The sequence below is a fragment of the Pseudoclavibacter sp. RFBB5 genome, assembly GCF_002931555.1.
Lineage (GTDB): Bacteria > Actinomycetota > Actinomycetes > Actinomycetales > Microbacteriaceae > Pseudoclavibacter.
In genome coordinates, this window is sequence record NZ_PSTZ01000011.1 from 149002 (window position 1) to 171004 (window position 22003).

Below are 22003 nucleotides of genomic sequence, written 5' to 3' on the forward strand. Positions count from 1 at the left end.
TCGGCTGTGGTGGGGACGCGAAGAAGGCCGGATGCGTGGCATCCGGCCTTCTCGTGCGCGTTCGGGGGGAACGCGCGACACGATCGGGGGAGATCGTGCCTCAGCCGCCGAAGCGACCAGGTTCTGCGACTACTGGGCGAGCGTCGCCTGCACGTCGAGGTTGATCGTGACCGTGTCACCGAGCGTGAGGCCGCCGGCCTCGGTCGGTGCGTTCCAGTTGACGCCGAAGTCCTTGCGGTTGATCTTCGTGACCGCCTCGAAGCCGAGCTTCTTCTGGCCGTAGCCGTCGGTCGTGATGCCACCGAACTCAACGTCGAACGTGACCGGCTTGGTGACGCCGCGCAGCGTGAGCTCGCCGTCGACCTTGACCGAGTCGCCCTCGACGCGCGTCGCGGAGGAGGCGAACGTGAAGGTCGGGAACTCCTCGGCGAGGAAGAAGTCGGAGGTCGCGAGGTGCTGGTCGCGTGCGGGCTGCTTCGTGTTGACGGATGCGACCTCGACCTCGGCGTTGACCGTGGACTCCTCGATGGTCTCGCCGGTCGTGATGACGCCCGAGAAGGTCTCGAAGCCGCCACGGACCTTGCTGATGGCGAGGTGGCGGACGACGAAGCCGACCTCCGTGTGGGTGGGGTCGATGTTCCAGGTGCCGGCGGTCCAGCCGTTGATGTCTGCTGCGCTGATGCTCATGTCTTCTCCTGAAGGCTCGGGTGTTGTCTCGGTCAAGTCCTGGACAACGTAACACATTGTTGCGGATACAAGTTATTCAAACGCATAGAGATGTGACGGTATTCCGACCGGCAGGAGAAACTTCGGTGAACTCGTCGACGACCCCACCGAACGCGGCGAACAGCTAGGCCTGCTGCTGCTTCGCGGCAGCGCTCACCGACTTCATGAAGCGCAGCACGTTGTCGTCGACGAAGATGTCGTTCGGCTGCAGGGGTCGCGACAGGTGCAGCCCATCGAGGGCGCGGATGCGCGACAGCGCCACGTAGGTCTGCCCGGGCGAGAAGGCCCTCGCGCCGAGGTCGACCACCGCACGGTCGTAGGTCTTCCCCTGCGACTTGTGGATCGTGACCGCCCACGCGAGGCGCAGCGGGAACTGTGTGAACTCCCCCACGACGTCGCGCGACAGCTCACGCGTATCCGGCGAGTACGAGTACTTCAGCTTCTCCCACACAAGCGGTTCGACCTCGTGCTCGTCACCGTCGATCTCGACGTAGACGGTCTTGTCGATGCGCGTGACCTCGCCGATGGAGCCATTCACCCAGCGCCCGTCGGAGTCGTTGCGCAGGAACATGACCTGCGCGCCGACCTTCAGGTCGAGGCGCTCGTCGGCGGGGAAGTTGCGCCCGCCGAACTCGCCGGAGATGTCGGCGTTGGCGGTCATCGACGCGCCCGGCAGGCGCTCGAGGTTCTGCGCGTTGATGCGCGACACCTGCGCGTTGCGGGACGCGAGCGTGATGGTGCCGTCTGCCGGGGCGGGCCTGGCGCCGACCGTGTTGAGGCGGTTCGCCATGTCGGCCGTGACCTGCCCGTACCTGACGGCGGTGAGGATGTTCTTGAACTCGTCCTCGTGCTGCCGGTGGATCTCACGCAGCGCGTGGATGCGCAGCTCCGCCTCCTGCCACACCTTCGCGTCGAAGAACCAGAGCGAACGGTAGTGGTCGCGGAAGTACGCACGCTCGTCCGGGTCGGACGGCGGGACGGGTGCCAGCTGGAACGGGTCCCCGAACATGACGAGCTGCACGCCGCCGAACGCCTCGTTCTTGCGCTGCCTCGCCTGCCGCAGCGAGCGGTCGATGGCGTCCATGAGGTCGGCGCTCACCATCGACACCTCGTCGATGACGAGGGTGTCGATCTTGTTGAGCAGCTTGCGGACGTCGCCGTTCTGCTCGATCGGCGCATCCCCGATGACGCCAATCGGCAGCTTGAAGAGCGAGTGGATGGTCTGCCCACCCACGTTGAGGGCCGCGACTCCGGTCGGCGCCGCGATGACCAGCTGCTTCGAGGTGTGCCACGCCAGGTGGTTGAGCAGGGTCGACTTGCCGGTTCCGGCGCGACCCGTCACGAAGAGGTGGTCGCGCGTGTGCTCGATGGCGTCGAACACACCCTGCTGCTCCGGGGTGAGGACGATCGTCACTGCTTCGCCCCCTGCTCTGCGTCACGCTCAAGCTGCGCCTCGTGCTCGCGCCGGTCCTGCTTGCGCTTCTCGAGTGCCGCTGTGCGGTCGGCCATCACCTTCAGCTGCGCGTTGTACGCCTCGAGCTCGGCGTCGCCGTCCCGGTCCGCCTTCCGGTCGCGCCGCTTGGCTTCCCGATCGTCGGAGCGAGACCACGAGAACGCGACCAGCATGGCGAGGATGACCGTCGGCACCTCGCCGACGCCCCAGGCGATGGCGCCGCCGATCTGCTGGTCGGTGATCGCATCCGCACCCCACGGCCTGCCCATCGCCCCGTACCAGTCGGCGAGCAGCAGCCCCGTTCCGCTCATGATGCTGAGGCCGAAGAACGCGTGGAACGTCATGACGAGCACCAGCGCGATGAGGCGCATCGGATAGGGAGCTCGGGTGCCGATCGGGTCGATGCCGATGAGGGCGTTCGCGAACAGGTAGCCGACGATGAGGAAGTCGGCGATCATCCACATGTGCCCGACGTGGTCGGTCACCGCCCAGCGGAACAGCGGCGTGTAGTAGAAGACCAGGAGCGAGCCGGCGAAGACGACGGCGGAGACGATGGGGTGCGAGAAGAACTTCGCCCACTTCGAGTGCACGAACTTCAGCGCCCATTCCCGGGTTCCCATGCTGCCGTCGTGTCGCGCGTGCACGGCGCGAAGCAGCAGCGTCATGGGCGCTGACAGCACGAACATGATCGGCACCAGCATGGTGAGGAACATGTGCTGCGTCATGTGGAAGCTGAAGACGAACTTGCCGTAGACGATGAGCGAGCCGTTGACGAGGTAGAGCAGGATCAGGATGCCGAGGACAAACGAGATCGTGCGCCCCAGCGGCCACTCGTCGCCGCGGCGGCGGAGGCGCAGCACGCCAGCGATGTAGAAGAACAGCGCGAAGAGGCACAGGGTTGTCCACATGGGGTCGAGGCGCCACTCGGTGAGCAGGCGGAAGGGCTCGAACTCGGGCGGAAGAGGGTCCCCCGTCAGCAGCTGCGCGGGCGTCGGCGACGCGAGCTGGTCGGCCGTGACCTCGGTGACGGGCGACGGCGTGCGGCCCAGAGCTGCCGCCGCACCGGATGCGATACCCATGAACGCGAGCTCGAGCGAGACGAGCCACACGAGCGGCTTGCGAGTGGAGGCGCCCTGTTCGACCGCGGCGCGCATCCGGTTGATGAGTCCCCGTCGCTGCGCCCAGCCGATGAAGCCGAGCGCGATCAGCACAACCGCCTTCACGATGACGATGACGCCGTAGGGCGTGACGAGCTCGGCGAATGAGCCGATGTTCGCGACGCTCGCGACGACCCCGGACGCGGCGACCACGATGAAGGCGATGAGCGCGAGTGTCGAGTAGCGCTCGAGCACCGCCAGGCGACGGACGTCGGGCAGGCGCGGAGCGAGGATCGCCACGACGAGCAGCCCGCCGAGCCAGAGCGCCGCACCCATGTAGTGCAGGGTGATGCCGCCGACGACGGTCTCGTGGTTCGCTGCGCCCGCGGCGTGGCCCTGCGCTCCGAGCGGCCACAGGCAGAAGAACGAGAACGCCGCGGAGAGGCCGACCATCCAGGCGCTGCGACTCGCGAACACGACGATCGACAGCACGAGAACCATGCCGACCGCAAGCACCCAGGCCTGGCCGAGTTCCAGCGAGGTGAAGAAGAACAGGAGGCCCTGGCCGAAGGCCGCGTCGAACGAGAACGCCGCGTTGGAGATCTGGAGGTACGTGAGGAACGCCGCGGCGAACGTGGAGACCACCCAGGCGGCGGCACCAGACGACGCGATGGTCATCGCCCGCTCGAACTCGGGCTGCTTTCGGCTCGCCGCCCACGCGGCGAGCACCAGCGCGCCGATCGTGACCGACGCGGACAGGTTCAGGGCAAGGCGCGCGATCGGCACGCCCCACATGACGACGGGGCCCGGGTCGGAGACGATCAGGGCCTTCGCTCCGCCGCCGTACGCGAGGCCCCAGACGACCGCGACGAGGGCGGCGAGGAGGAAGAGCGCGGGGCCGAGGACAACCATCCGCTTCGTGTGGAGCGACCAGGAGTCCGCATTCGCGCGGTTGCGCTCAGCCTTGCTGGCGGTCTTGTCCGCGGCTGCCGCCGTCTTCTCGTCTCTGGAACCGGGGACGAGGGGCGTAGGCATGATCATCAAGTGTAGATCGTCGCCGCCGGACGGGCTCTTCATCCACAGGCGGATGCGGTGTGAGCCGCGCACACGAACGCGGGGCCGCTTCCGAGTGGAAGCGACCCCGCGTGCATTCAGGCGCGAACGCTACTTGGCTGCAGCCTTGAGCTTCGAGCCAGCCGAGATCTTGACGCCCTTGGACGCGGCGATCTGGATGGCTTCACCCGTCTGAGGGTTGCGGCCGGTGCGCGCGGCACGAGCGGTCTGCTCAACGGAGAGCCAGCCCGGGATCGTGACCTTGGTGCCCTTGGCAACGTTCGAGGCGAGCTCGCTGAAGAGTGCGTCGAGGACGCTTCCAACAACAGCCTGGCTCTGGCCGGTCTCAGTCGCGATCGCGGCAACGAGTTCGGTCTTGTTCACAGTCTTGTCTGCCATATGTCCTCCTTAGGACGCGGCCCCGCCCTTGCGAGTGCAGCATGTTGGGTTCAGAAGTCCTGCAGTTCCGCGGGATTCCGCGGCAGGACCTTCGTCAACCTACCAAAGCGAAGGCCCGTGGCATGCAGATTCGCCTGACACGCCGTGTCTTGCCACCGAATTCACCGGTTCACGACCCCTCTGGACCGGATCGATGCCCGGATCGACGCCAATATCCTCAGAACCGCAGGCAGTGCCGCACGACGTGCGATCCGGATCAGCGTCGCTTGATCTCCGGGAAGTCATCATCGCGCCACTCATGCTCGAGCCGGTTGCCTTCCGCCTCGATCTCCCGGTTGCGAAGCTCGACTCGGCGGATCTTGCCGGATGCGGTCTTCGGCAGCTCGAAGAACTCGAGTCGTCGGACCCTCATGTACGGCGGCATGACCGACCGTGCGTGCCTGAGCACCTCGAGGGCCGTCTGCCGGTTCGCCTCCCACCCCGCTGCGAGGGTCACGTAGGCCTTCGTGATGTTGAGCTTCGTCGCGTCCGGCGCCCCGACGACCCCAGCCTCGGCGACGGCGTCGTGCTCGAGCAGGAGGCTCTCGACCTCGAACGGCGAGACCTTGAAGTCGGAGGACTTGAAGACGTCGTCGGTGCGCCCGACGAAGGTGATGCATCCGTTCTCGTCGCGAGTCGCGACGTCGCCCGTGTGGAAGTAGCCGTCGCGCACCGCGTTGTCGGTCGCCGCGGGCGAGCCGAGGTACTCGGTCATGAGGTTCACGGGGCGCTCGCCGCGCATGTCGAGGCAGATCTCGCCCTCGTCGCCAGCCACCCCGGTGAGGGGGTCGAGCAGCACCACGTTCATGCCGGGCAGCGGATGCCCCATCGCACCGGGCTTGATGACGGACCCGGGCGCGTTCGCGATGAGGGCGGTGGTCTCGGTCTGCCCGTAACCGTCGCGGATCTCGAGGCCCCACCAGTCGTGGATGCGCGCGATGACCTCGGGGTTGAGGGGTTCGCCGGCGGAGAGCAGTTCCCGCATGGCCCGGGGCTTCTCGGTCCTGCCGTGCTGCACCAGGATGCGCCACACCGTCGGCGGCGCGCAGAACGAGGTCGCACCCGCCCTGTCGAGCTGCTCGAGCAGCAGCCCCGCATCGAACCGCTCGTAGTTGACGACGAACACGGTGGCCTCCGCGTTCCAGGGCGCGAAGAAGCTGCTCCAGGCATGCTTGCCCCAGCCGGCCGCGCTGATGGCGAGATGCACGCCGCCCGGCTCGACGCCGATCCAGTACATCGTCGAGAGGTGCCCGACCGGGTACGATCGGTGCGAGTGGACGACGATCTTCGGGTGGCTCGTCGTGCCGGAGGTGAAGTAGATGAGCGCGGCGTCGTCACTTGCCGTCTGCTTCACGACCGGCGCATCCGAGGCGTCGTAGACGTCGTTGAAGTCGAGCCACGAGTCGCGAGCTGCGCCGTCGAGACCGGCACCCACCTGCACGATGCGGTAGCTGCCGAGCACGTTGTCGAACTTGGCCGCGTCGGCCTCTTCGGCGATGACCAGCCGCACCCTGGCTCGCTCGACTCGGTCGTCGAGGTCGTGCGGGCCGAGCACAACCGAGGTGGGCAGGATCACGGCGCCGAGCTTCAACGCGCCGAGCATCGCCTCCCACAGCTCCCGACGGTTGCCGAGCATGAGCATGACGACGTCGCCGCGGCCGATGCCCTGGGCTTCGAGCCAGTTCGCGACCCGGTTGGAGCGGCGACGGAGGTCGTCGAAGCTGTACTTCGCCTCGCTGCCGTCGGCTTCCACGATCCACAGCGCTGTGCGGTCGTTGCCCTCGGCGATCTCGTCGAACCAGTCGAGCGCCCAGTTGAAGGTGTCGCCCACGTCTGGCCACTCGAACTCACGGCTCGCTCGCTCCGCATCCGTGCGGAGGGCGAGCAGCTGGTCACGTGCGCTGCGGAAGGCGGAGGCACCTCGAACATCTGACATGCGTGCCATTCTCACGCACGCCACCGACATTGCGCCGCCGATCCGGATGCGCGCGCGCAGATCAGCGCGGCGGCAGGTAGTCGAGGAGCTCGCCCGGCTTGCATTCGAGCACGGCGCAGAGCCTCGCGAGCGTCTCGAAGCGGACCGCCTTGGCGCGGTTGTTCTTCAGAACCGACAGGTTGACGACGCTGATGCCCACCCGCTCCGACAGGTCGACGAGCGTGATGCCCCGCCTCGCCATGATCTCGCCCAGATGGCACACGATGTAGTGGGGCTCCTCGAGGGGCTCCGGCACCATCAGACGAGGCCTTCCTGGTCCTGCTCGAGGCGCGCGCCACGACGCATGATGAGGTTCACGACGAGCAAGATCACCAGGATGAGGAGGAACGTCCACGTCTGGTCGAGGATGGTCGGCTCAGGCGCGTCGGACCCGCTCCACCCGAGCTTCGCGATCGCCCAGTTCGTACCGAGGAGCTCGAAGAACCCTGGCGCCGCGAGTGCAGCGACGACCAGCCCAGACGACCAGTCGAGGAGGCGGATGCTCTTGCGTCCGAAGAAGTCGCCTTTGGCGAGGTTCCTGGCAAAGAGCAGGAGCATCCACACTGCGGCGAGGCTCAGGACGGCGCCGATGATCTGTCCGATGAGGAGCAGAACAAGCGCACCTGTCGGGAGGAGATCCCCGGCGACGAGGATCGTCGAGGCACCGTCGAGGGGCACATCAGCCCCGACGGGGGTGGGCAGTGAGACGGATGCCCCTTCGAACGACGCGTTGACGCGCACGCTGCCGTCGACGAAGTAGCCGATGACGTTCTCGAGGGGCTTCAGGATGACGAGGCCGGCGGCAGCGATGCCGAGCGGCCAGAGGTAGCCGAGCTCCTTCGCTTCGCGGTCGGTGCCTGCCGGGTTCTGTCGTGCGTTCATGATCTTCCTCCATATCGTTTCTCGATATGCATAACGATAAACGATATGGCTGGATGCGCAACCCCTGGCTCGCATCCCGGAACGCACGAAACCCCCGAGCGGAGACGCTCGGGGGTTTCGGGGAAGCACTACGCCATTGCTGGCGGGCTGGTGGTTACCAGCTCGACTTCGTGATTCCTGGAAGCTCACCGCGGTGAGCCATGTCGCGGAAGCGGACACGCGAGATGCCGAACTTCGAGACGTGGCCGCGGGGGCGTCCGTCGATGCTGTCGCGGTTGCGAACGCGGACCGGCGAAGCGTTGCGGGGAAGCTTCTGCAGGCCGAGGCGTGCTGCCTCGCGCGACTCGTCGGTGCCGTTCGGGTCGACAAGAGCCTTCTTCAGCTCTGCGCGGCGTTCCGCGTAGCGCTCGACGATGACCTTGCGCTGCTCGTTCTTGGCGATCTTGCTCTTCTTGGCCATGTTTAGCGCTCCTCTCGGAATTCGACGTGCTTGCGGATGACCGGGTCGTACTTCTTCAGCACGAGGCGGTCAGGCGTGTTGCGACGGTTCTTCTTCGTCACGTAGGTGTAGCCCGTTCCAGCGGTGGAGCGGAGCTTGATGATCGGACGTACGTCCTGGCTCTTCTTCGCCATTAGAACTTGACTCCCTTCGCACGAAGCTCAGCGACGACGGACTCGATGCCGCGTGCGTCGATGACCTTGATGCCCTTAGCCGAAAGCGTCAGCGTGATCGTGCGCTTCATGGAAGGCACGAAGTACTTCTTCTTCTGGATGTTCGGGTCGAACCGACGGTTGGTCCGTCGGTGCGAGTGCGAGATGTTGTGACCGAATCCGGGAACCGCCCCGGTCACCTGGCACACTGCTGCCATTGTTTCCTCCGTAGATACCGCGGGAACCAGAAGGCCCCGCCCAAGATCTCTTGTCTGCGTCAGTGGCGGTTGCACACCAACACGGTCGCGCCCGAGGGGAACCCAGACGCACCAAGGGTCGAGCTTAGGCGACACGCCCGGCAAAGCGCAAGCTTGGGCCGCAAGAAGGCGCGGGATCGGATGCAAGACTCGAGCATGGCCTCTTCCCCCAGCTTCTCCCCTCCCTGCGGTCCTGTCACGGGATGGACCGAGGAGTGGACCGGCGAGGTGCCGCTGGTGCGAGCCACGGGCATCCGGTACGCCGCGGCACGCAGGTTCGAGGCCCCACGACCAGCAGCCGACCACACCGAGGTCTTCATGGCGACGAGCTGGTCGCCGGCCTGCCCGCAGCCCCCCATGCCCGTGCTCGAGGAGGTGCTCGGCGGCGGCATCGGCGAGCTCGGCGTGGACGAGGACTGCCAGCGGCTCTCGATCACGCTGCCCGGCGACCTCGCGCCCGGAGAGCAGCTGCCGGTGATGGTGTGGATCCACGGCGGCTCGTACGTCTCGGCCGCCGGAGACGCCGCGGTCATGGACCCCGCTCCTCTGGTCGCGGAGCAGCGCGTGGTCGCTGTGAACGTGACGTTCCGGCTCGGCCTGTTCGGGTTCCTGGGTGGCTCGGATGCGCGCCCCGCCAACCTGGGGCTGCTCGACATCGTCGAGGCGTTCCGCTGGGTGCAGCGCAATATCGCGGCGTTCGGCGGCGACCCCGGTCAGGTCACGGCGTATGGGCAGTCCGCTGGCGCGCACGCGATCGCGCAGCTGATGGCACTGCCGGAGGCTCCGAGTCTGTTCCGGCGGGCGATCATCCAGAGCGCACCGCTCAACGTCGAGGGTGGCCGCGAGGAGATGCAGGGCAGGATGCTCGAGGCGACCGCCGAACTCACTGCCGAGAGCCCCGTGGCGGCGGTGGTGCGCGCGCAGGCCGCAGCGCTGCGCGCATCCGCCGAGTACGGCCTGCAGGGTGCGATGTCGTTCAGTCCGCAGCACGGCTCGGATCCGCTGCCGGACACTGCAGGCGTGCTCGCGGGTCGCGATGCGAACGCCCCCGCGATCGATCTGCTCATCGGGTACACGTCGGAGGAAGCGCTGCTGTTCGTGCCGCGCATCCCCGCGACCAAGCGGCTCAGCGAGCTGCCTGTCGTCGGCAAGCCGTTGACGAGGGTGGTCGTGAGCGCGCTCACGTGGCTCGTCTACCGGCGCGACGCGGCCCGGTTCGCGAGGCGGCACGTGCGGGCCGGAGGGCGCGCATCCACCTACGTCGTGAGCTGGAAGGCGCCGCACAACGTGTGGGGCGCGTGCCACATGATCGACCTGCCGCTGCTCTTCGGCGGCGAGCGGACATGGAGTCGTGCCCCGCTCGTGCGAGGCGCCAGCTGGACTGAGATCAACCGTGTTGGCAGGCGGATGCGTGCCGTCTGGGGCGACTTCGCGCGCGGCACCCTGCCCGCCGAGGCCGACAGCATCCCGGGCGCCGCGAGCTTCCGCCGCCGTGGCTGAGCGCCGCCGCTGAGCACCGCCGCTCCACTGCCCCACGCCTTCTCGCCCCGCTCCGCGCGCTTCCCATTCGCGAGTCGGCGGAAACGGTCGCGAAGAGCCGGCCAGAACGACCGCTTGAGGCATCTCGCGGACCGCACTCGACCGTGTGAGGCGACTCGCGAACGCTGACCTGCCGCTAGGACAGGAACGCGAGTGCCACCGGCGCGATGATGAGCGCCGGCAGCAGGTCGCCGACCGGGATGGCCCTGAGCGGGACGAGTCGCACCCCGAGAGCGATCAGGATGAGCCCGCCGACGGCCGAGAGCCCGTCGATCTGGGCATCGCTGAAGACATCGCCCGCCAGGAATCCGACGAGTGTGAAGGCGCCCTGGATGATCCCGACCGGGACCGCGGCGAACAGCACCCCCTTGCCGAAGGTCGAGGCGAAGGCCATCGCGGCAAATCCGTCGAGCACCGCCTTGACGTAGAGCTGGTCGGCGCCGAGCCCCAGGCCGTCGGAGATGGGGCCGAGGATGGCAAGCGGGCCGACGCAAAAGAGGAGCGTGGCGGTCACCATGCCGTCGACGAAGCGGCCGTCGCCATCGGATTCGGACTTCAGTCGACCGCGCACCCAGACCGCCAGCCCCTCGAGGCGATCCTCGATGCGCAACCACGACCCGAGCAGAGCGCCGAACACAAGCGACAGCAGGATGATGATCATCGCGAACGGGCCGGCCGCATCCGCGAGCGCTGCAGACCCCATGTCGGCGACGCTCATGCCCCCGAGGACGATGACGAACAGGCCGAGCACCGCGGTCACCGTCGTCTTCGTGCGCTCCTTCAGGCGGTCACCCAGGAGGATGCCGAGCACGCCGCCGACGAGGATGAGCGCGACGTTCACTAGCGTCCCTGACCCGATGATCACCGTCCGATTATGGTGCAGGCCTCGAACGGCGCGAACGCGAGAAGTCTTGAGCGGCCTGAACCGCAAGAGCCGACTGCACAAGGTCAGGTCGGCGCGCCCCACTACGTGCAGATCAGACTGGCAGATGCATCCCCCGGGAGCCGCCCCTCGCAGCCGTCAGCGTCGCCTGGAACCGGTATGCGCTGGCCCGGTAGTTCGAAGTGCTCAGATGCAAGGGCGCTCCATGCTGGTTGTAGCTCAGCTCCTCGCCGACGAGAACCGGATCGCTGGCGTCGATGCCGAGCGCAGAAGAGATGCTCCCCGCGAGCGCGGCCGAGACGATGAAGTCGCTCCGTGACGGTGTCGCACCATGGCTGCTCATCAGCTCGTAGAGAGAGCGATCGACGAAGGACTCGCCATCGAGCCCGGGTGTCAGCCACAGCGCTATGACCGATCGTTCCACGCAGATCGGCTCCCCCTCGAGGAGACGAATCCGCTCGAGCTCCAAGACACGGTCGGAATCGCGCGGCTGCAGGCGCTGACGCTCTTCGTGGCTCGCGAAGCGCGTCAGCTGATGCGTGACCTGGGTCTGCACCGCGAGGCCGCGGCGCCTGGCCATCTCCGTGAAGCTGAGCAGCTGACGCGGGGGCGGACCGTACGGCACGTTCGTGATGAACCAGCCCGACTGCGGGGCGGGTGCGACATCGCCCTGCGCTGCGAGCAGGTTCAGAGCTTTGCGAAGCGTCGACCGGCTCACCTCGAAGTGCTCGCTGAGCACCCGCTCCGGAGGCAACCGCCCAGAGGGTCCTACCTCCTGCGACCGGATGTACTCCAGGAGACGCCCCGCGACGGTCTGCGTGAGCAGGGACGTGGACGACCCCGCCGGGGGCCCTAGCTGTTCTGCACGCTCGATGTGCTCCATACGAGCACACTACAGACCAAAGCAATCCAATTGGCACGAACTGTGTCAAGCCATTCCGTGACGAGTCCGCTCCTGCCTAAACTCCGAGGCAGTTTGACCGACCAAGAAAGACCAATCATGCATACGGAAAGGACCAATGCATGACGAAACAGCTCGTAGCCCTCGCCGGCCACGGCGACATCGCCGCAGGCATGCGAAGCGCCGCATCGCTCATCCTCGGGGAGCGAGACGACCTCCGCGCGTTCCCGCCATACAGCGGTGACGTGGACGCCGTCCGACGCCACGTCGAGGCCCTCCTCAGCGAGGTGGGCAGCACCGGCACGCTCATCCTCGTCAGCGACCTCGTCGGCGGCAGTGTCAGCAACACGCTCCTCGAGTACCAGCAGGACCCCCGGGTGCACCAGATCACCGGCATGACGCTCTCACTCGTGCTCGAGTTGCTCACGACGCAGTCCATCACCACAAGCGCCTCCATAGACCCGGCGCTGATCGACCGCATCCGCGCCACCGTGAGCGTCCTGCCCCACCCCCACACCGACCAGGAAGACGACTTCTGATGATCCAACTGCTCCGAGTCGACCACCGGCTCATCCACGGCCAAGTGGTCATGTCGTGGGTGCGCACCCTGGACCCGACCGCCATCCTCATCGCCAACGACGACGTCCCCTCCGACGAGTTGCGCAAGAGCACGCTGAAGCTCGCGAAGCCCGCCGACGTGAAGCTCGTCATCAAGACGGTCGCCGACTCGATCGAGGCGATCAACTCAGGCAAGACGGACAGCTACCGCCTGCTGATCCTGACCGACAACGTCGCAGACGCCATCCGCCTCGCCGACGGCTGCCCGACCGTGCAGCACATCAACCTCGGCGGCACGAAGCGACTCGAGGGGACCACTCCCCTCACCAACACCGTCAATCTGACCGAAGACGAGACCGCCAGCCTGATCAGGCTGGCCTCCCGCGGCGTCGAGGTCGAAGCGCGCGCCGTCGCCACAGACCGGAAGGTTCCGCTCAGCGGCAGTGGGAGCGCACCCGCATGATGACCGCGCTCACGCTCTTCATCGCCGCGCTGGCGCTCGGGCTCATCGACCTCTTCCTCGGCCGCAACCTCGCCATCCGCCCCATCGTCACCGGAACCGTCGTGGGGTTCATCCTCGGCGACCCCGTCACCGGGATGGCCATCGGAGCGACCCTCGAACTCGCGTTCATCGGCCTCTTCACCGTCGGCGGCGCTATGCCGCCTGAGATCCTCACCGGCGGCATGCTGGCGACAGCTCTCGCGATCAACGCCGGAGCCGGACCGGAGACGGCGCTCGTGCTCGCCTTCCCGATCGCCGCTCTCGGTCTCATCGTGAAGAACCTCCACTTCGTCTTCGTGGCCCCCGCGCTGCTCCACCGAGCGGACACCTACGTCGAGCGAGGCTCGATCCGCGGCGTCAGCGCCATGCACATCCTCTCCGGGTTCCTCTGGATCTTCTGGCTCGCCTGCGTGGTCGGCGTCTCCTACGCAGTGGGCAGCGACGCCATCGGTGCGCTCGTCGCCGCCATCCCAGAACCAGTGACGGTCGGACTGCAGGTGGCGACGGGCATCCTCCCCGCCCTCGGCTTCGCGCTCCTCGGCCGGATGCTCATCAACAAGAGGGTCATGCCCTTCTTCTTCATCGGCTTCCTGCTCGTCACGTACGGAGGTATCCCGATCGTCGGCCTCGCCGCCGGCGCGGCCATGATCGCCTGGGTCCTCGTGGACGCAGAACGCCGCCGCACCAGCGCGCAGCAGCCAGCACTCGCCATGAACGGAGCAGCAGACGATGACTTCTGACACGACAGCACCAGGCACGCACCTCGACGAGGTCAGCCCTGAAGCACCGACGACGCAGACCGGCAGGATCACCACCGCGGTCCTGAACCGCATGTACCTGAGGTCTCTGAGCATCGAGGCGTCATTCAACTACGAGCGCCAGCAGGGCCTCGGGTTCGCCTACTCCATGATCCCCGCCGTCCGGGCGCTCTACGAGAAGGAGTCAGACCAGGCCGCGGCGCTCAAGAAGCACCTTGAGTTCTTCAACACCACCCCATACGTCGCCGGTGCGATCGTCGGCGTCTCCACCGCCGTCGAGGAGCAGCTCAGTCAGGACCCGAGCCTCGCACCATCCACCGCGAACAGCGTCAAGGCCGCCCTCATGGGTCCTCTCGCGGGCATCGGCGACTCGCTCTACTGGGGCACCATCCGGCTCCTCATCACCGGCATAGGAGTGTCGCTGGCGATGGCGGGGAACATCCTCGGGCCGCTCATCTTCCTCCTCGGCTTCAACCTGCCCGTGCAACTGCTGTCCTACCTGTACCTGCGATCCGGATACAAGTTCGGCACCAAGCTGCTGCAGCGCATCTCCGGCAGCGACGCCATGTCGAGCCTCACCTACGGGGCCGGCATCGTGGGTCTCATGGTCATCGGCGGGCTCACGGCCTCCATGGTCTCCGTGTACGTACCGCTGCAGTTCGAGGTCGGCGAGGGAGTCAGCTCCATCCAGACGGACGTGCTCGACGGCATCATGCCGGGCATCCTCGGTCTCGGCGCCTTCTGGCTCGTGTACTGGCTTCTCGGCAAGGGATGGAAGACGACCTGGGTCCTGCTCGCCATCTTCGCCGTCGGGCTCCTCGGCGCGCTGACCGGCGTGCTCGGCACCGCACCGTGACCACCCACTGACTGATCGACCCACGAACTCGAAGGAATCACATCATGACGACGATGCTGGACTGCATCAACGAACAACCCCGCGTCTGCGAGCAGATCCTCGCCGACGAGGCCACCAGCTTCTCGGAGTTCGACCGCCTCATCGAAGACCGCCAGGTGAACCGCGTCCTCGTCCTCGCGACGGGGTCATCCCTCAACGCCGTGCACGCCGCCGAGCGCCACCTCGAGGTGGTCGGCGGCATCGTGACAAAGGTCGTCGAACCGTTCACGTACTCGGAGTACGAGAGCCTGGACAACGACTTCGACCTGGTCATCGCGGTCTCCCAGCGCGGGACCAGCTCATCGACGATCGACGCGGTGAAGGCCGCGCGGGACCGCGTCGCGGCTCCCATCCTCATCGTGACCGCCGACACACGGAGTCCACTCGCTGCCCTCGGCGACTGCCGTCTGGACATCGGCTGCGGTGACGAGGCCGTCCGCTACTCGACGAAGGGCGTCACGGCCACCGTCCTGAGCCTGCTGCTCCTGTCCGTTCGACTCGCGGAGCACGGACGGCGTGAGATCCCCGCCGAGCTCGCGCGGCCCGGAATCGCCGCGGCGGTGGCCTCCATCGGTGGCGTCATCCAGCACGCGGAGCGGTACTACGAAGAGCACCGGAAGGAACTCGAAGCGGCGACCCGAATCTCCGTGCTCGGCTTCGGACCCAATGTCGGCACCGCCGTGGAAGCCGAGACGAAGATCATCGAGACAGTTCGCGTCCCCGTCCAGGGGATGGAGCTCGAGGCGTACATGCACGGGCCGCTGTTCGAGCTGCGCCCCGAGTACACCCTCTTCCTCACCGAGGTGCCCGGCACCGCCTCAGCTGAGCGGCTGCGACAGTTCGCGGACTTCGCATCAGGTCACTGCGACCACGTCCACATCGTGACATCGGGGACCAGCACGGGCAGGGAGCGGGAACTGGCTCTCGACGAGCAGACCGCGGAAGAGCTCTCGCCGCTTCTGCTGATCCTCCCCTACCAGGTGCTCGCGTACCGGATGTCGGCGTCCCGAGGCATCGACCTCGTCGAGCCAGCGTTCCCCGACTTCCGCTCGGCCATGCGGACCAAGGTCGCGGGTTAACCCTCCTTGCACGAGGGGTGGCCAGATGTCCTGGTCACCCCTCGTTGCGCCGCTACCCTTCGATCTCCTCCACGGAGAACACGTAGTAGGTGTGGCCGGGGGCCGTCACCTCGACGACTCTGCCGCCCGGGATGTCGCGGGGCTCGCCCGTCGTGACGTTCGCATGCTCCGCTCGCCACGCATCCACGTCGTCGACGAAGTACATGGGGCCGGCGGGCCCCCAGCCGGGCTCGTCGTCGAGCATCAGCTCGATCTCGAGCTCCGGCATCTGCATAGACACGGTGTGCTCGCCTTCGCGCCACGCCTCTTCCCAACCCAGGTCGAGGTAGTGCTGGACGGCCGCCCCCAGGTCTTCGACGGGCTGGAACTGGAACGTCAGGATCACGGTGGTCTCCCCAGTCGGCGTGCGGGCGCGGTGCTCCGAATGTAACCGCCGACGCACCTCCGACGCCACGTGCCGACTCCGAATCGTGATGCACGAGACGAGCGTCGAGATCGTTCCGTGACCGGATGCGGGCCGTCCCATCCATAGGGTCGGTGCATGCTCTCCCGTTGCCTCGCCCCTGCGTCGATGCTCTGCGGCGCCCTCCTGCTGCTGGTCGGATGCGCCTCACCCGAATCGGCGATCGTCCCGCAGACCGATGCCAGCGCCGCACCCGCCGCGAGCGCGGGCGGATCGGTGGCCGGCGAAGCTCCCTCGCAGGACGCGCTCGATGGCATCCCCATCGAGGAGATGACGCACCAGCCCGTGCCGGTGCAGATGACGCAGTGCCTCACGCAGCAGGCGAAGTGGATCGACCTGCCTGCGGGGAAGACGTCGTCAGACCTGTACACCCGCATCGCTGCGCACGAGCAGGAGCTGCTGTTCCTGCTCCCCGACGAGGTCGGCGGGTTCGACAACGTGGACGTCGCAGCCGGTCCCGGCCCGAGGGGCACGGTCGGCGTGTCCGTGGTCGGCTCAGCTGCGGCAGACCCAGCTGCGGTCTGGCAGGCGCTGCGAGACGCGACGCCGGAGGTCGACACCGCGGCGGCCGGCATCGAAGCGGAAGGAGCGTCGTTCGCTCCGAAGCTCGTGGACTTCTCGTACGCCACGCTCTGCAAAGCCGCTCTCGCGGTGACGTCCCTCTGGAAGGGCAACGACGACGGCCTGGTGTCCGTGCGCATGGATGTGGAGCTGAATCGCCTCATCCTGGGCATCGATGCTGCGACCCTCTCCGACTCCTACCGGCAGGAGCTCCTCGAGACGGCGCCCGCCGGAATCTTCGAGTTCGAGGACGTTCAGTAGTCGCCCGTCAAGGTTCGAGGCCGCGCTCAGGCCGCTCTGCGGCGAGGTAGACGCGGCATTCCTGAGCCGTCGCGGGGCCGAAGACGGACACCCAGCCCGCAGGGATGTCGGCGAAATCAGGCCAGAGCGAATGCTGTCGGTGCTGGTTCATGACCACGAGCATCTCGGTGCCAGTGTCGTCCCAGGCATTCATCTGACGTGACTCTCGGCGCGGTCGTGTCGGCGTGCGCTGGCAGGGTGCATCTCGATCCTCGCTTCAGCGTGCAGGCGCATTCCTGAGCGGATTGCGATGCTGCGTTCTGCGGGGTCCAGGCAGATGCCGTCAGACTACGAGCGTCAGGAGTGAACAAGATGTGAAACGGGACACGCCCGAGAGACTGGGCGTGCTTCGAAGTTCTCATTGGACTTCCCGCCAGCGCGCTTAGCCTGACCCGCATGACTGCGACCACGCATGCAGGTGTCACGTTCGGCAACCGCTTCGCTCGGGAGCTGCCCGAGCTGTCAGCGCCGTGGGAAGCCGAGCCCGCACCCGCCCCGCACCTCGTGCTGCTGAACGAGGCGCTCGCCGTCGAGCTCGGCTTCGACGCCGAGTTCCTGCGGTCGAGCGACGGCGTCTCTGTCCTGCTGGGCGCATCCGTCCCTGAAGGCGCGACCCCCGTCGCGCAGGCATACGCGGGGCATCAGTTCGGGCAGTACTCGCCGCGCCTGGGCGACGGTCGCGCACTCTTGCTGGGAGAGGTGACCGATACGCGCGGACGACTGCGGGACATCCACCTCAAAGGTTCGGGCCGCACCGCATTCGCCCGCGGTGGTGACGGGCGCGCGGTCCTCGGCCCCATGCTGCGGGAGTTCATCGTCAGCGAGGCCATGCACGCCCTCGGCATTCCCACCACACGATCGTTGAGCGTGACCCTGACGGGTCGCCAGGTGCAGCGCGACGACGTGCTCCCGGGCGCGGTCCTCACCAGAGTCGCGAGCAGCCACCTGCGCGTCGGCTCGTTCCAGTTCGCCCGAGCCACCGGCGACCTCGAACTGCTGCGGCGTCTCGCGGACCACGCCATCGCCCGCCACTTCCCGTCTGCCGCGAAGGCGGCGAATCCGTACCTCGCCTTCTTCGAGCGGGTCGTGTCCGCCCAGGCGAAGCTCGTTGCGCAGTGGATGCTCGTCGGCTTCGTGCACGGGGTGATGAACACTGACAACATGACGATCTCGGGCGAGACCATCGACTACGGACCGTGCGCGTTCCTGGACGCCTTCGACCCGGACGCCGTGTTCAGCTCCATCGACCTCCAGGGCCGCTACTCGTTCCGCAACCAGCCACATGCCGCGGGGTGGAACCTCGCGCGGTTCGCGGAGACGCTCCTCCCACTCTTCGCGGACGACGAAGACGCGGCCGTCGCCCTGGCCGAGCAGGCGGTCTCCGGGTTCGGGCCGGTCTACCAGGAAGCGTGGGTCTCCGGCATGCGAAGCAAGCTCGGGCTTCCCGGCGATGTTGCCCCCGACACGTTCGAGCGCCTGCTCGGCGAGCTTCTGACCCTCATGCAGCGCAGCGGCGCCGACTACACCTCCACCTTCCGGGCGCTCGGTGCCTACGCTCGCGGCAACCGCACCCCAGCGCTCGACATCTTCGGGGAGGCGGGTCCCGCGTTCCGCACCTGGGCGCAGGCCTGGCTCGCGCTCTCCCCGAACGCGAGCGCAATGGATGCCGCCAACCCCGTCTACATCCCGCGCAACCACCTCGTCGAGGAAGCACTCGAGGCGGCTCTTGACGACGAGCTCGAGCCGACGAGGCGTCTGCTCGCAGCCGTGACCGCCCCGTTCGACGAACGGCCCGGCCTCGACCGCTACGCGACCGGAGCACCGCAGGACTTCGGCGACTACGTCACCTTCTGCGGAACCTGAGCGCTGCGGCAGCCAGCAATGGATCTCCCTGTCGAACATGGACTTCTGCCTCTCGCCGAGTTCAACCGAACGGCCGATCCGAATGTCGGTGCGTGTTCCTAGACTCAGCGCATGACCGCTCCTCTCCCGAAGGCCCCGCACCTTGTGGACGAGCTGGCCCTCGACGGAGCGCAGCACGGCGGCAGGCTGACCGAGCGCGACCTCCGGTCGGCGGGGCTGCCGGTCGACAACCCTCGCTGGCGTCCGTGGATGCGGGCCGTCGCGATCTCGCTCGGGGCGCTGCTCGCCGGAGCCCTGCTCTTCATCCTGACGCTGGCCGTGCAGGTGGAGGACCCCGCCACAGACACGGAGTCCGGTGGGTTCATCGCGTTCCTCATCGTGAACCTGGTCGGCGGTCTCGTGGCGTGCATCGCCGTCGGCCCGGTCCGGGGGTCTCGCGCAGGGAACCTGTGGATCGTCGTCATCGGCATGACCAGCTCCCTGGCCGTCGGGGCATGGCTGATCGCCGTGATGCGGCTCGGCGCGCGCCGTTCACTGCCGTTGGATGCACTGGTCGTGGCTCTCGTCGTCGGCGGCGGGGTCCTGTGGGACTGGTTCCAGTCCAGTGTCACCGGCCGCGCCCCCATTGAGGCGCCCCTCTTCTACATCATCCTCATCGCGCTGTCGACGATCATCGCGCTGCTCTTCGGGCGATCCCGCGGCACTCGCGCCGCACTCATCACGTCGTTGCGCGCGCAGGCCGCGTCGGCCGAACGCGAGCGAGCCGCGCTCGCACAGAGCCGGGTTTCCGACCTCGAGCGCGCACGGGCCGAGGAGCGGGCTGCCATCGCGCGCGACATGCACGATTCGATCTCGCACGACCTGGCCGTCGTCGCCACGCAAGCGGGAGCGCTCGCGTACCGCAGCGACCTGTCACCGGAGATCGTGCGGGAGACGGCCGCCACGGTGCGGGAGTCGGCGGCCCGGGCCAACACCCGTCTCCGTGAAGTGCTCACGGGCATGCGCGAGCCTGACGGGGCCGGTCGAGGCGATGCGCCCCTCCCCGACCTGCGAGCACTCGAGTCGCTCCTCTCCGAAGGGGCGCCCCACCAGAATCCCCCGTCGGTGACCTGGCGCGACATCGAGCCAGGTGACCTCTCGCGGCTCTCCGCAGAGCGCATCCGTGCCCTGCACCGCACCCTCTCGGAGCTCCTCGTCAACGCTGGAAAGCACGCTCCCGAGGCGGAGGTGCATGTCGTGCTCGAGGGCGGTGACACTCACCTCAGCGTCACCGTCTCGAACTCCTTCCGGCCACCGGCAGCGCCGGCCCTCGGCACCGGCTACGGCCTCCTGGGCGCCCGGGAGCGCATCCACCTGGTCGGGGGCACCTTCGAGGCAGGTGCTGCCGAGAGCGGCGACTTCGTGGTGGAGGTGACGCTCCCTTGGTAACTCGCGGGCAGGACAGCATCAGCGTGCTCATCATCGACGACGAGGTGGGGATTCGAATGGGCCTCAGGCTCCTCATCGACGGCGCGGAACGCATTCGCGTCGTCGGAGAAGGCGTCAATGGCGACGAGGCGCTCACCCTCGCCGCCCACCACGACCCCGACGTCATCCTCATGGACGTTCGCATGCCCGGCCTCACCGGCATTGATGCAGTGCAGCAGCTCACCGACACCGGGTCCCGCGCGAAGGTCGTGATGCTCACCGCGTTCGACACGGAGGAGTTCCTGCTGGACGCGCTCCGGGCCGGCGCCGTCTCCTTCCTCCTCAAGGACGCCCCGCCGGAGGACATCGTCGGGGCGGTGCTCGACGCGGCACAGGGCAGATCCGTCTTCTCGCCGAGCGCCCTCGACCGGCTCGTTCGCGCCGCCGCCACCGGAAGCAACGGCGAAGCTCGCCCCCTCGAGGGCAGCGGCAAGCGACAGCGCGAGCCGGGCGCCACTCGCGATGACGGGGCGCTGGCCGGGGTCACGAGTCGCGAGCGGGAGATCGCGCGATACGTCGCGCAGGGCATGACCAACGCCGAGATCGCGTCGGCCCTGTTCGTCAGTCAGGCGACGGTGAAGACCCACCTGGCGAGCCTCTTCTCGAAGCTGCACGTCACCAACCGCGTGCAGCTCGCGTTGCTCGCCCTCGAATGGGATGCGGCTGAACACGCCTGAGGCGCCGAAGCCCGGCGTGTACTCTGGGCGGCACAACCGAGATCGAGGGGAGCGCCGCAGTGACGAATGCTCCCTCCGCCGACGGCCCGCCCCGCGCACCCGCATTGAGCGCTGCCCTCACCGCCTTTGCGGAAGCGAGGCAGGCGTCGCAGCATGAAGCGAGGCGTTCGCTCGGCATCGGCGAGATGGATGCGCGAGCCCTCGCGTTCTTGGCCCAGAACCCCGGCTCCAGGCCCAGCGCCCTCCGCGCATACCTGGGTCTCACCTCCGCCGGTGTCTCGACCCTCTGCGACCGGCTCATCGAACGCGGCACCATCCATCGCGATACCGACCCCAGCGATCGGCGCGCGAGCCTCCTCACGGTCACTGTCGACCTCTCGTCGAGTCCGTGGAACCGCCTCAACGAATTCGACCGGAGCCTCGAAGCGGCACTCTCCGCCGAGGCGGACCCTGCAACGCTGCAGAGACTCGCCGAGCTGTTGACGCACGCGGTGAGCGTCACGACGCAGGAGCTCGAAGGGCCCGGGTCCACTCAGGCAGGTTAGGGGCGGGCGTCGCCGTTCGCCGGTTGCGCCTCTGCGGGCGAGTGGAGCTCGGCGAGCAGCACGATCGACTTCGCCTGCAGGAAGGTGCACAGCGCTGAGATGACGGCCAGCTCCTGCGCGAGGGAATGCACGCTCGCCGCTGAGAGGTTCAGCGTATGCTCGCGGGGCTCCATCGTCACCGACCACTTCGGGCTCTCGCGGGTACCAGGTTGTAGGTAGAGCTCGGTGGGAACGTCCGTCAGCTGCACCCGCACGAGCCCCGTGTCATGGCCTTCGTCGCCGTCCTGCACGATGACCTTGACGACCCCCGGCTCGGCATAGCCGAGGCTCTCGAACTCCCGAGCCCATGACTCGAGTACTTCTTTGCTTCGATACGGCATTCTGGCCTCCGACCGGGGGTGACGGCTTACGACGTCCAGCATCCCTCATCCGGGGCACTTTCTCGAACACTCTTGCCTGCCAGCTGCTGGTTTGCCCGAC

The 22003-nt window shown here is 67.5% G+C and carries 26 protein-coding genes; 11 read left to right on the top strand and 15 right to left on the bottom strand.

Annotation, left to right across the window (positions count from 1 at the left end; translation table 11 throughout):
- Positions 1-129 precede the first annotated feature (129 nt).
- The 10 genes from C5B97_RS17020 to rpmB form a co-directional block, all read right to left on the bottom strand.
- Positions 130-687: a YceI family protein gene (locus C5B97_RS17020; protein ID WP_068483909.1), complete on the bottom strand. Its 558-nt coding sequence runs from the start codon at positions 685-687 to the stop codon at positions 130-132.
- A gap of 163 nt (positions 688-850) precedes the next feature.
- Positions 851-2140, bottom strand: a complete 1290-nt coding sequence (locus C5B97_RS17025) for an ATP-dependent RecD-like DNA helicase (protein WP_104313281.1) — start codon at positions 2138-2140, stop codon at positions 851-853.
- Entirely contained in the window at positions 2137-4311 is a 2175-nt protein-coding gene (locus C5B97_RS17030) for a bifunctional copper resistance protein CopD/cytochrome c oxidase assembly protein (RefSeq protein WP_258068339.1), read from the bottom strand. Before C5B97_RS17030 ends, C5B97_RS17025 begins: the two co-directional genes overlap by 4 nt.
- A 129-nt stretch (positions 4312-4440) precedes the next feature.
- Entirely contained in the window at positions 4441-4728 is a 288-nt protein-coding gene (locus C5B97_RS17035; RefSeq protein ID WP_068483913.1) for an HU family DNA-binding protein, read from the bottom strand.
- 256 nt (positions 4729-4984) lie between these two features.
- Entirely contained in the window at positions 4985-6703 is a 1719-nt protein-coding gene (locus C5B97_RS17040) for an AMP-binding protein (RefSeq protein WP_104313283.1), read from the bottom strand.
- Positions 6704-6764: 61 nt separating this feature from the next.
- Positions 6765-7001, bottom strand: a complete 237-nt coding sequence (locus C5B97_RS17045; RefSeq protein WP_104254297.1) for a helix-turn-helix transcriptional regulator — start codon at positions 6999-7001, stop codon at positions 6765-6767.
- Positions 7001-7624: a DUF2975 domain-containing protein gene (locus C5B97_RS17050; protein ID WP_104313286.1), complete on the bottom strand. Its 624-nt coding sequence runs from the start codon at positions 7622-7624 to the stop codon at positions 7001-7003. Before C5B97_RS17050 ends, C5B97_RS17045 begins: the two co-directional genes overlap by 1 nt.
- 154 nt (positions 7625-7778) lie before the next feature.
- The gene (rpsN, locus tag C5B97_RS17055) at positions 7779-8084 is read right to left on the bottom strand and encodes a 30S ribosomal protein S14 (protein ID WP_104313288.1); all 306 of its coding nucleotides are present in this window, start codon (positions 8082-8084) and stop codon (positions 7779-7781) included.
- A gap of 2 nt (positions 8085-8086) precedes the next feature.
- Complete coding sequence (gene rpmG / locus C5B97_RS17060; protein ID WP_068483925.1) at positions 8087-8257, bottom strand: 50S ribosomal protein L33; 171 nt, start codon at positions 8255-8257, stop codon at positions 8087-8089.
- Positions 8257-8493: a 50S ribosomal protein L28 gene (gene rpmB / locus C5B97_RS17065; protein ID WP_068483927.1), complete on the bottom strand. Its 237-nt coding sequence runs from the start codon at positions 8491-8493 to the stop codon at positions 8257-8259. The genes rpmG and rpmB overlap by 1 nt, the downstream gene beginning before the upstream one ends.
- Before the next feature lie 195 nt (positions 8494-8688).
- Here rpmB and C5B97_RS17070 point away from each other — a divergent pair, with 195 nt between their 5' ends.
- Complete coding sequence (locus tag C5B97_RS17070) at positions 8689-10032, top strand: carboxylesterase family protein (protein WP_104313485.1); 1344 nt, start codon at positions 8689-8691, stop codon at positions 10030-10032.
- A gap of 175 nt (positions 10033-10207) precedes the next feature.
- Here C5B97_RS17070 and C5B97_RS17075 read toward each other — a convergent pair whose 3' ends face one another.
- Both C5B97_RS17075 and C5B97_RS17080 read right to left on the bottom strand, forming a co-directional pair.
- On the bottom strand, positions 10208-10936 hold the full coding sequence (locus C5B97_RS17075; RefSeq protein WP_104313290.1) for a DUF554 domain-containing protein: 729 nt from the start codon (positions 10934-10936) through the stop codon (positions 10208-10210).
- 112 nt (positions 10937-11048) lie between these two features.
- A complete protein-coding gene (locus C5B97_RS17080) occupies positions 11049-11837 on the bottom strand; it encodes a GntR family transcriptional regulator (RefSeq protein WP_104313291.1) in 789 nt (262 codons plus the stop codon).
- 140 nt (positions 11838-11977) lie between these two features.
- Here C5B97_RS17080 and C5B97_RS17085 point away from each other — a divergent pair, with 140 nt between their 5' ends.
- Genes C5B97_RS17085 through C5B97_RS17105 form a run of 5 tightly spaced genes read left to right on the top strand, consistent with a single transcriptional unit; the run spans position 11978 to position 15647 of the window.
- Positions 11978-12394, top strand: a complete 417-nt coding sequence (locus C5B97_RS17085; protein ID WP_104313293.1) for a PTS sugar transporter subunit IIA — start codon at positions 11978-11980, stop codon at positions 12392-12394.
- Complete coding sequence (locus C5B97_RS17090) at positions 12394-12876, top strand: PTS sugar transporter subunit IIB (RefSeq protein ID WP_104313295.1); 483 nt, start codon at positions 12394-12396, stop codon at positions 12874-12876. Before C5B97_RS17085 ends, C5B97_RS17090 begins: the two co-directional genes overlap by 1 nt.
- Positions 12873-13655: a PTS sugar transporter subunit IIC gene (locus C5B97_RS17095; RefSeq protein WP_104313297.1), complete on the top strand. Its 783-nt coding sequence runs from the start codon at positions 12873-12875 to the stop codon at positions 13653-13655. Before C5B97_RS17090 ends, C5B97_RS17095 begins: the two co-directional genes overlap by 4 nt.
- A complete protein-coding gene (locus C5B97_RS17100; RefSeq protein ID WP_104313298.1) occupies positions 13645-14529 on the top strand; it encodes a PTS system mannose/fructose/sorbose family transporter subunit IID in 885 nt (294 codons plus the stop codon). Before C5B97_RS17095 ends, C5B97_RS17100 begins: the two co-directional genes overlap by 11 nt.
- A gap of 44 nt (positions 14530-14573) precedes the next feature.
- Positions 14574-15647, top strand: coding sequence for an SIS domain-containing protein (locus tag C5B97_RS17105; protein ID WP_104313300.1), 1074 nt, complete (start codon positions 14574-14576; stop codon positions 15645-15647).
- Positions 15648-15699: 52 nt separating this feature from the next.
- Here C5B97_RS17105 and C5B97_RS17110 read toward each other — a convergent pair whose 3' ends face one another.
- The gene (locus tag C5B97_RS17110) at positions 15700-16032 is read right to left on the bottom strand and encodes a hypothetical protein (RefSeq protein ID WP_104313302.1); all 333 of its coding nucleotides are present in this window, start codon (positions 16030-16032) and stop codon (positions 15700-15702) included.
- Positions 16033-16188: 156 nt separating this feature from the next.
- Between C5B97_RS17110 and C5B97_RS17115 the strand changes: the two genes are divergently transcribed.
- Entirely contained in the window at positions 16189-16932 is a 744-nt protein-coding gene (locus tag C5B97_RS17115) for a hypothetical protein (RefSeq protein ID WP_104313304.1), read from the top strand.
- A 7-nt stretch (positions 16933-16939) separates the two neighbouring features.
- Here the strand turns inward: C5B97_RS17115 and C5B97_RS17120 are convergent, their stop codons facing one another.
- On the bottom strand, positions 16940-17125 hold the full coding sequence (locus tag C5B97_RS17120) for an MbtH family NRPS accessory protein (RefSeq protein WP_104313306.1): 186 nt from the start codon (positions 17123-17125) through the stop codon (positions 16940-16942).
- A 242-nt stretch (positions 17126-17367) separates the two neighbouring features.
- On the opposite strand from C5B97_RS17120, the gene C5B97_RS17125 reads away from it, so the two are divergent.
- The 4 genes from C5B97_RS17125 (at position 17368) to C5B97_RS17140 (ending at position 21523) form a co-directional block, all read left to right on the top strand.
- Positions 17368-18834 carry a YdiU family protein gene (locus C5B97_RS17125; RefSeq protein ID WP_104313308.1) on the top strand — a complete coding sequence of 489 codons (1467 nt, stop codon included), beginning with the start codon at positions 17368-17370 and terminating at the stop codon, positions 18832-18834.
- Between the two features lie 111 nt (positions 18835-18945).
- The gene (locus C5B97_RS17130) at positions 18946-20262 is read left to right on the top strand and encodes a sensor histidine kinase (protein WP_104313310.1); all 1317 of its coding nucleotides are present in this window, start codon (positions 18946-18948) and stop codon (positions 20260-20262) included.
- Positions 20256-20978, top strand: coding sequence for a response regulator transcription factor (locus C5B97_RS17135; protein ID WP_258068342.1), 723 nt, complete (start codon positions 20256-20258; stop codon positions 20976-20978). The genes C5B97_RS17130 and C5B97_RS17135 overlap by 7 nt, the downstream gene beginning before the upstream one ends.
- 59 nt (positions 20979-21037) lie before the next feature.
- Positions 21038-21523 (top strand): MarR family winged helix-turn-helix transcriptional regulator, encoded by a 486-nt coding sequence (locus C5B97_RS17140; RefSeq protein ID WP_258068343.1) that lies wholly within the window; start codon positions 21038-21040, stop codon positions 21521-21523.
- On the opposite strand, the gene C5B97_RS17145 is transcribed toward C5B97_RS17140, so the two are convergent.
- Complete coding sequence (locus C5B97_RS17145) at positions 21520-21903, bottom strand: hypothetical protein (RefSeq protein ID WP_179555563.1); 384 nt, start codon at positions 21901-21903, stop codon at positions 21520-21522. The two genes, C5B97_RS17140 and C5B97_RS17145, sit on opposite strands and share 4 nt — an antisense overlap.
- Positions 21904-22003 lie beyond the last annotated feature (100 nt).

Bases quoted from the DNA above. Each gene is read 5' to 3' on its own strand.
- C5B97_RS17145 (WP_179555563.1), bottom strand. From the start codon at position 21,903: ATGCCGTATCGAAGCAAAGAAGTACTCGAGTCATGGGCTCGGGAGTTC.
- C5B97_RS17030 (WP_258068339.1), bottom strand. From the start codon at position 4,311: ATGCCTACGCCCCTCGTCCCCGGTTCCAGAGACGAGAAGACGGCGGCA.
- C5B97_RS17020 (WP_068483909.1), bottom strand. From the start codon at position 687: ATGAGCATCAGCGCAGCAGACATCAACGGCTGGACCGCCGGCACCTGG.
- C5B97_RS17040 (WP_104313283.1), bottom strand. From the start codon at position 6,703: ATGTCAGATGTTCGAGGTGCCTCCGCCTTCCGCAGCGCACGTGACCAG.
- C5B97_RS17080 (WP_104313291.1), bottom strand. From the start codon at position 11,837: ATGGAGCACATCGAGCGTGCAGAACAGCTAGGGCCCCCGGCGGGGTCG.
- C5B97_RS17120 (WP_104313306.1), bottom strand. From the start codon at position 17,125: ATGAATGCCTGGGACGACACTGGCACCGAGATGCTCGTGGTCATGAAC.
- C5B97_RS17115 (WP_104313304.1), top strand. From the start codon at position 16,189: ATGCTCTCCCGTTGCCTCGCCCCTGCGTCGATGCTCTGCGGCGCCCTC.
- rpmB (WP_068483927.1), bottom strand. From the start codon at position 8,493: ATGGCAGCAGTGTGCCAGGTGACCGGGGCGGTTCCCGGATTCGGTCAC.
- C5B97_RS17050 (WP_104313286.1), bottom strand. From the start codon at position 7,624: ATGAACGCACGACAGAACCCGGCAGGCACCGACCGCGAAGCGAAGGAG.
- C5B97_RS17095 (WP_104313297.1), top strand. From the start codon at position 12,873: ATGATGACCGCGCTCACGCTCTTCATCGCCGCGCTGGCGCTCGGGCTC.
- C5B97_RS17100 (WP_104313298.1), top strand. From the start codon at position 13,645: ATGACTTCTGACACGACAGCACCAGGCACGCACCTCGACGAGGTCAGC.
- C5B97_RS17085 (WP_104313293.1), top strand. From the start codon at position 11,978: ATGACGAAACAGCTCGTAGCCCTCGCCGGCCACGGCGACATCGCCGCA.
- C5B97_RS17045 (WP_104254297.1), bottom strand. From the start codon at position 7,001: ATGGTGCCGGAGCCCCTCGAGGAGCCCCACTACATCGTGTGCCATCTG.
- C5B97_RS17125 (WP_104313308.1), top strand. From the start codon at position 17,368: ATGACTGCGACCACGCATGCAGGTGTCACGTTCGGCAACCGCTTCGCT.
- C5B97_RS17070 (WP_104313485.1), top strand. From the start codon at position 8,689: ATGGCCTCTTCCCCCAGCTTCTCCCCTCCCTGCGGTCCTGTCACGGGA.
- C5B97_RS17090 (WP_104313295.1), top strand. From the start codon at position 12,394: ATGATCCAACTGCTCCGAGTCGACCACCGGCTCATCCACGGCCAAGTG.
- rpmG (WP_068483925.1), bottom strand. From the start codon at position 8,257: ATGGCGAAGAAGAGCCAGGACGTACGTCCGATCATCAAGCTCCGCTCC.
- C5B97_RS17105 (WP_104313300.1), top strand. From the start codon at position 14,574: ATGACGACGATGCTGGACTGCATCAACGAACAACCCCGCGTCTGCGAG.
- rpsN (WP_104313288.1), bottom strand. From the start codon at position 8,084: ATGGCCAAGAAGAGCAAGATCGCCAAGAACGAGCAGCGCAAGGTCATC.
- C5B97_RS17130 (WP_104313310.1), top strand. From the start codon at position 18,946: ATGACCGCTCCTCTCCCGAAGGCCCCGCACCTTGTGGACGAGCTGGCC.
- C5B97_RS17035 (WP_068483913.1), bottom strand. From the start codon at position 4,728: ATGGCAGACAAGACTGTGAACAAGACCGAACTCGTTGCCGCGATCGCG.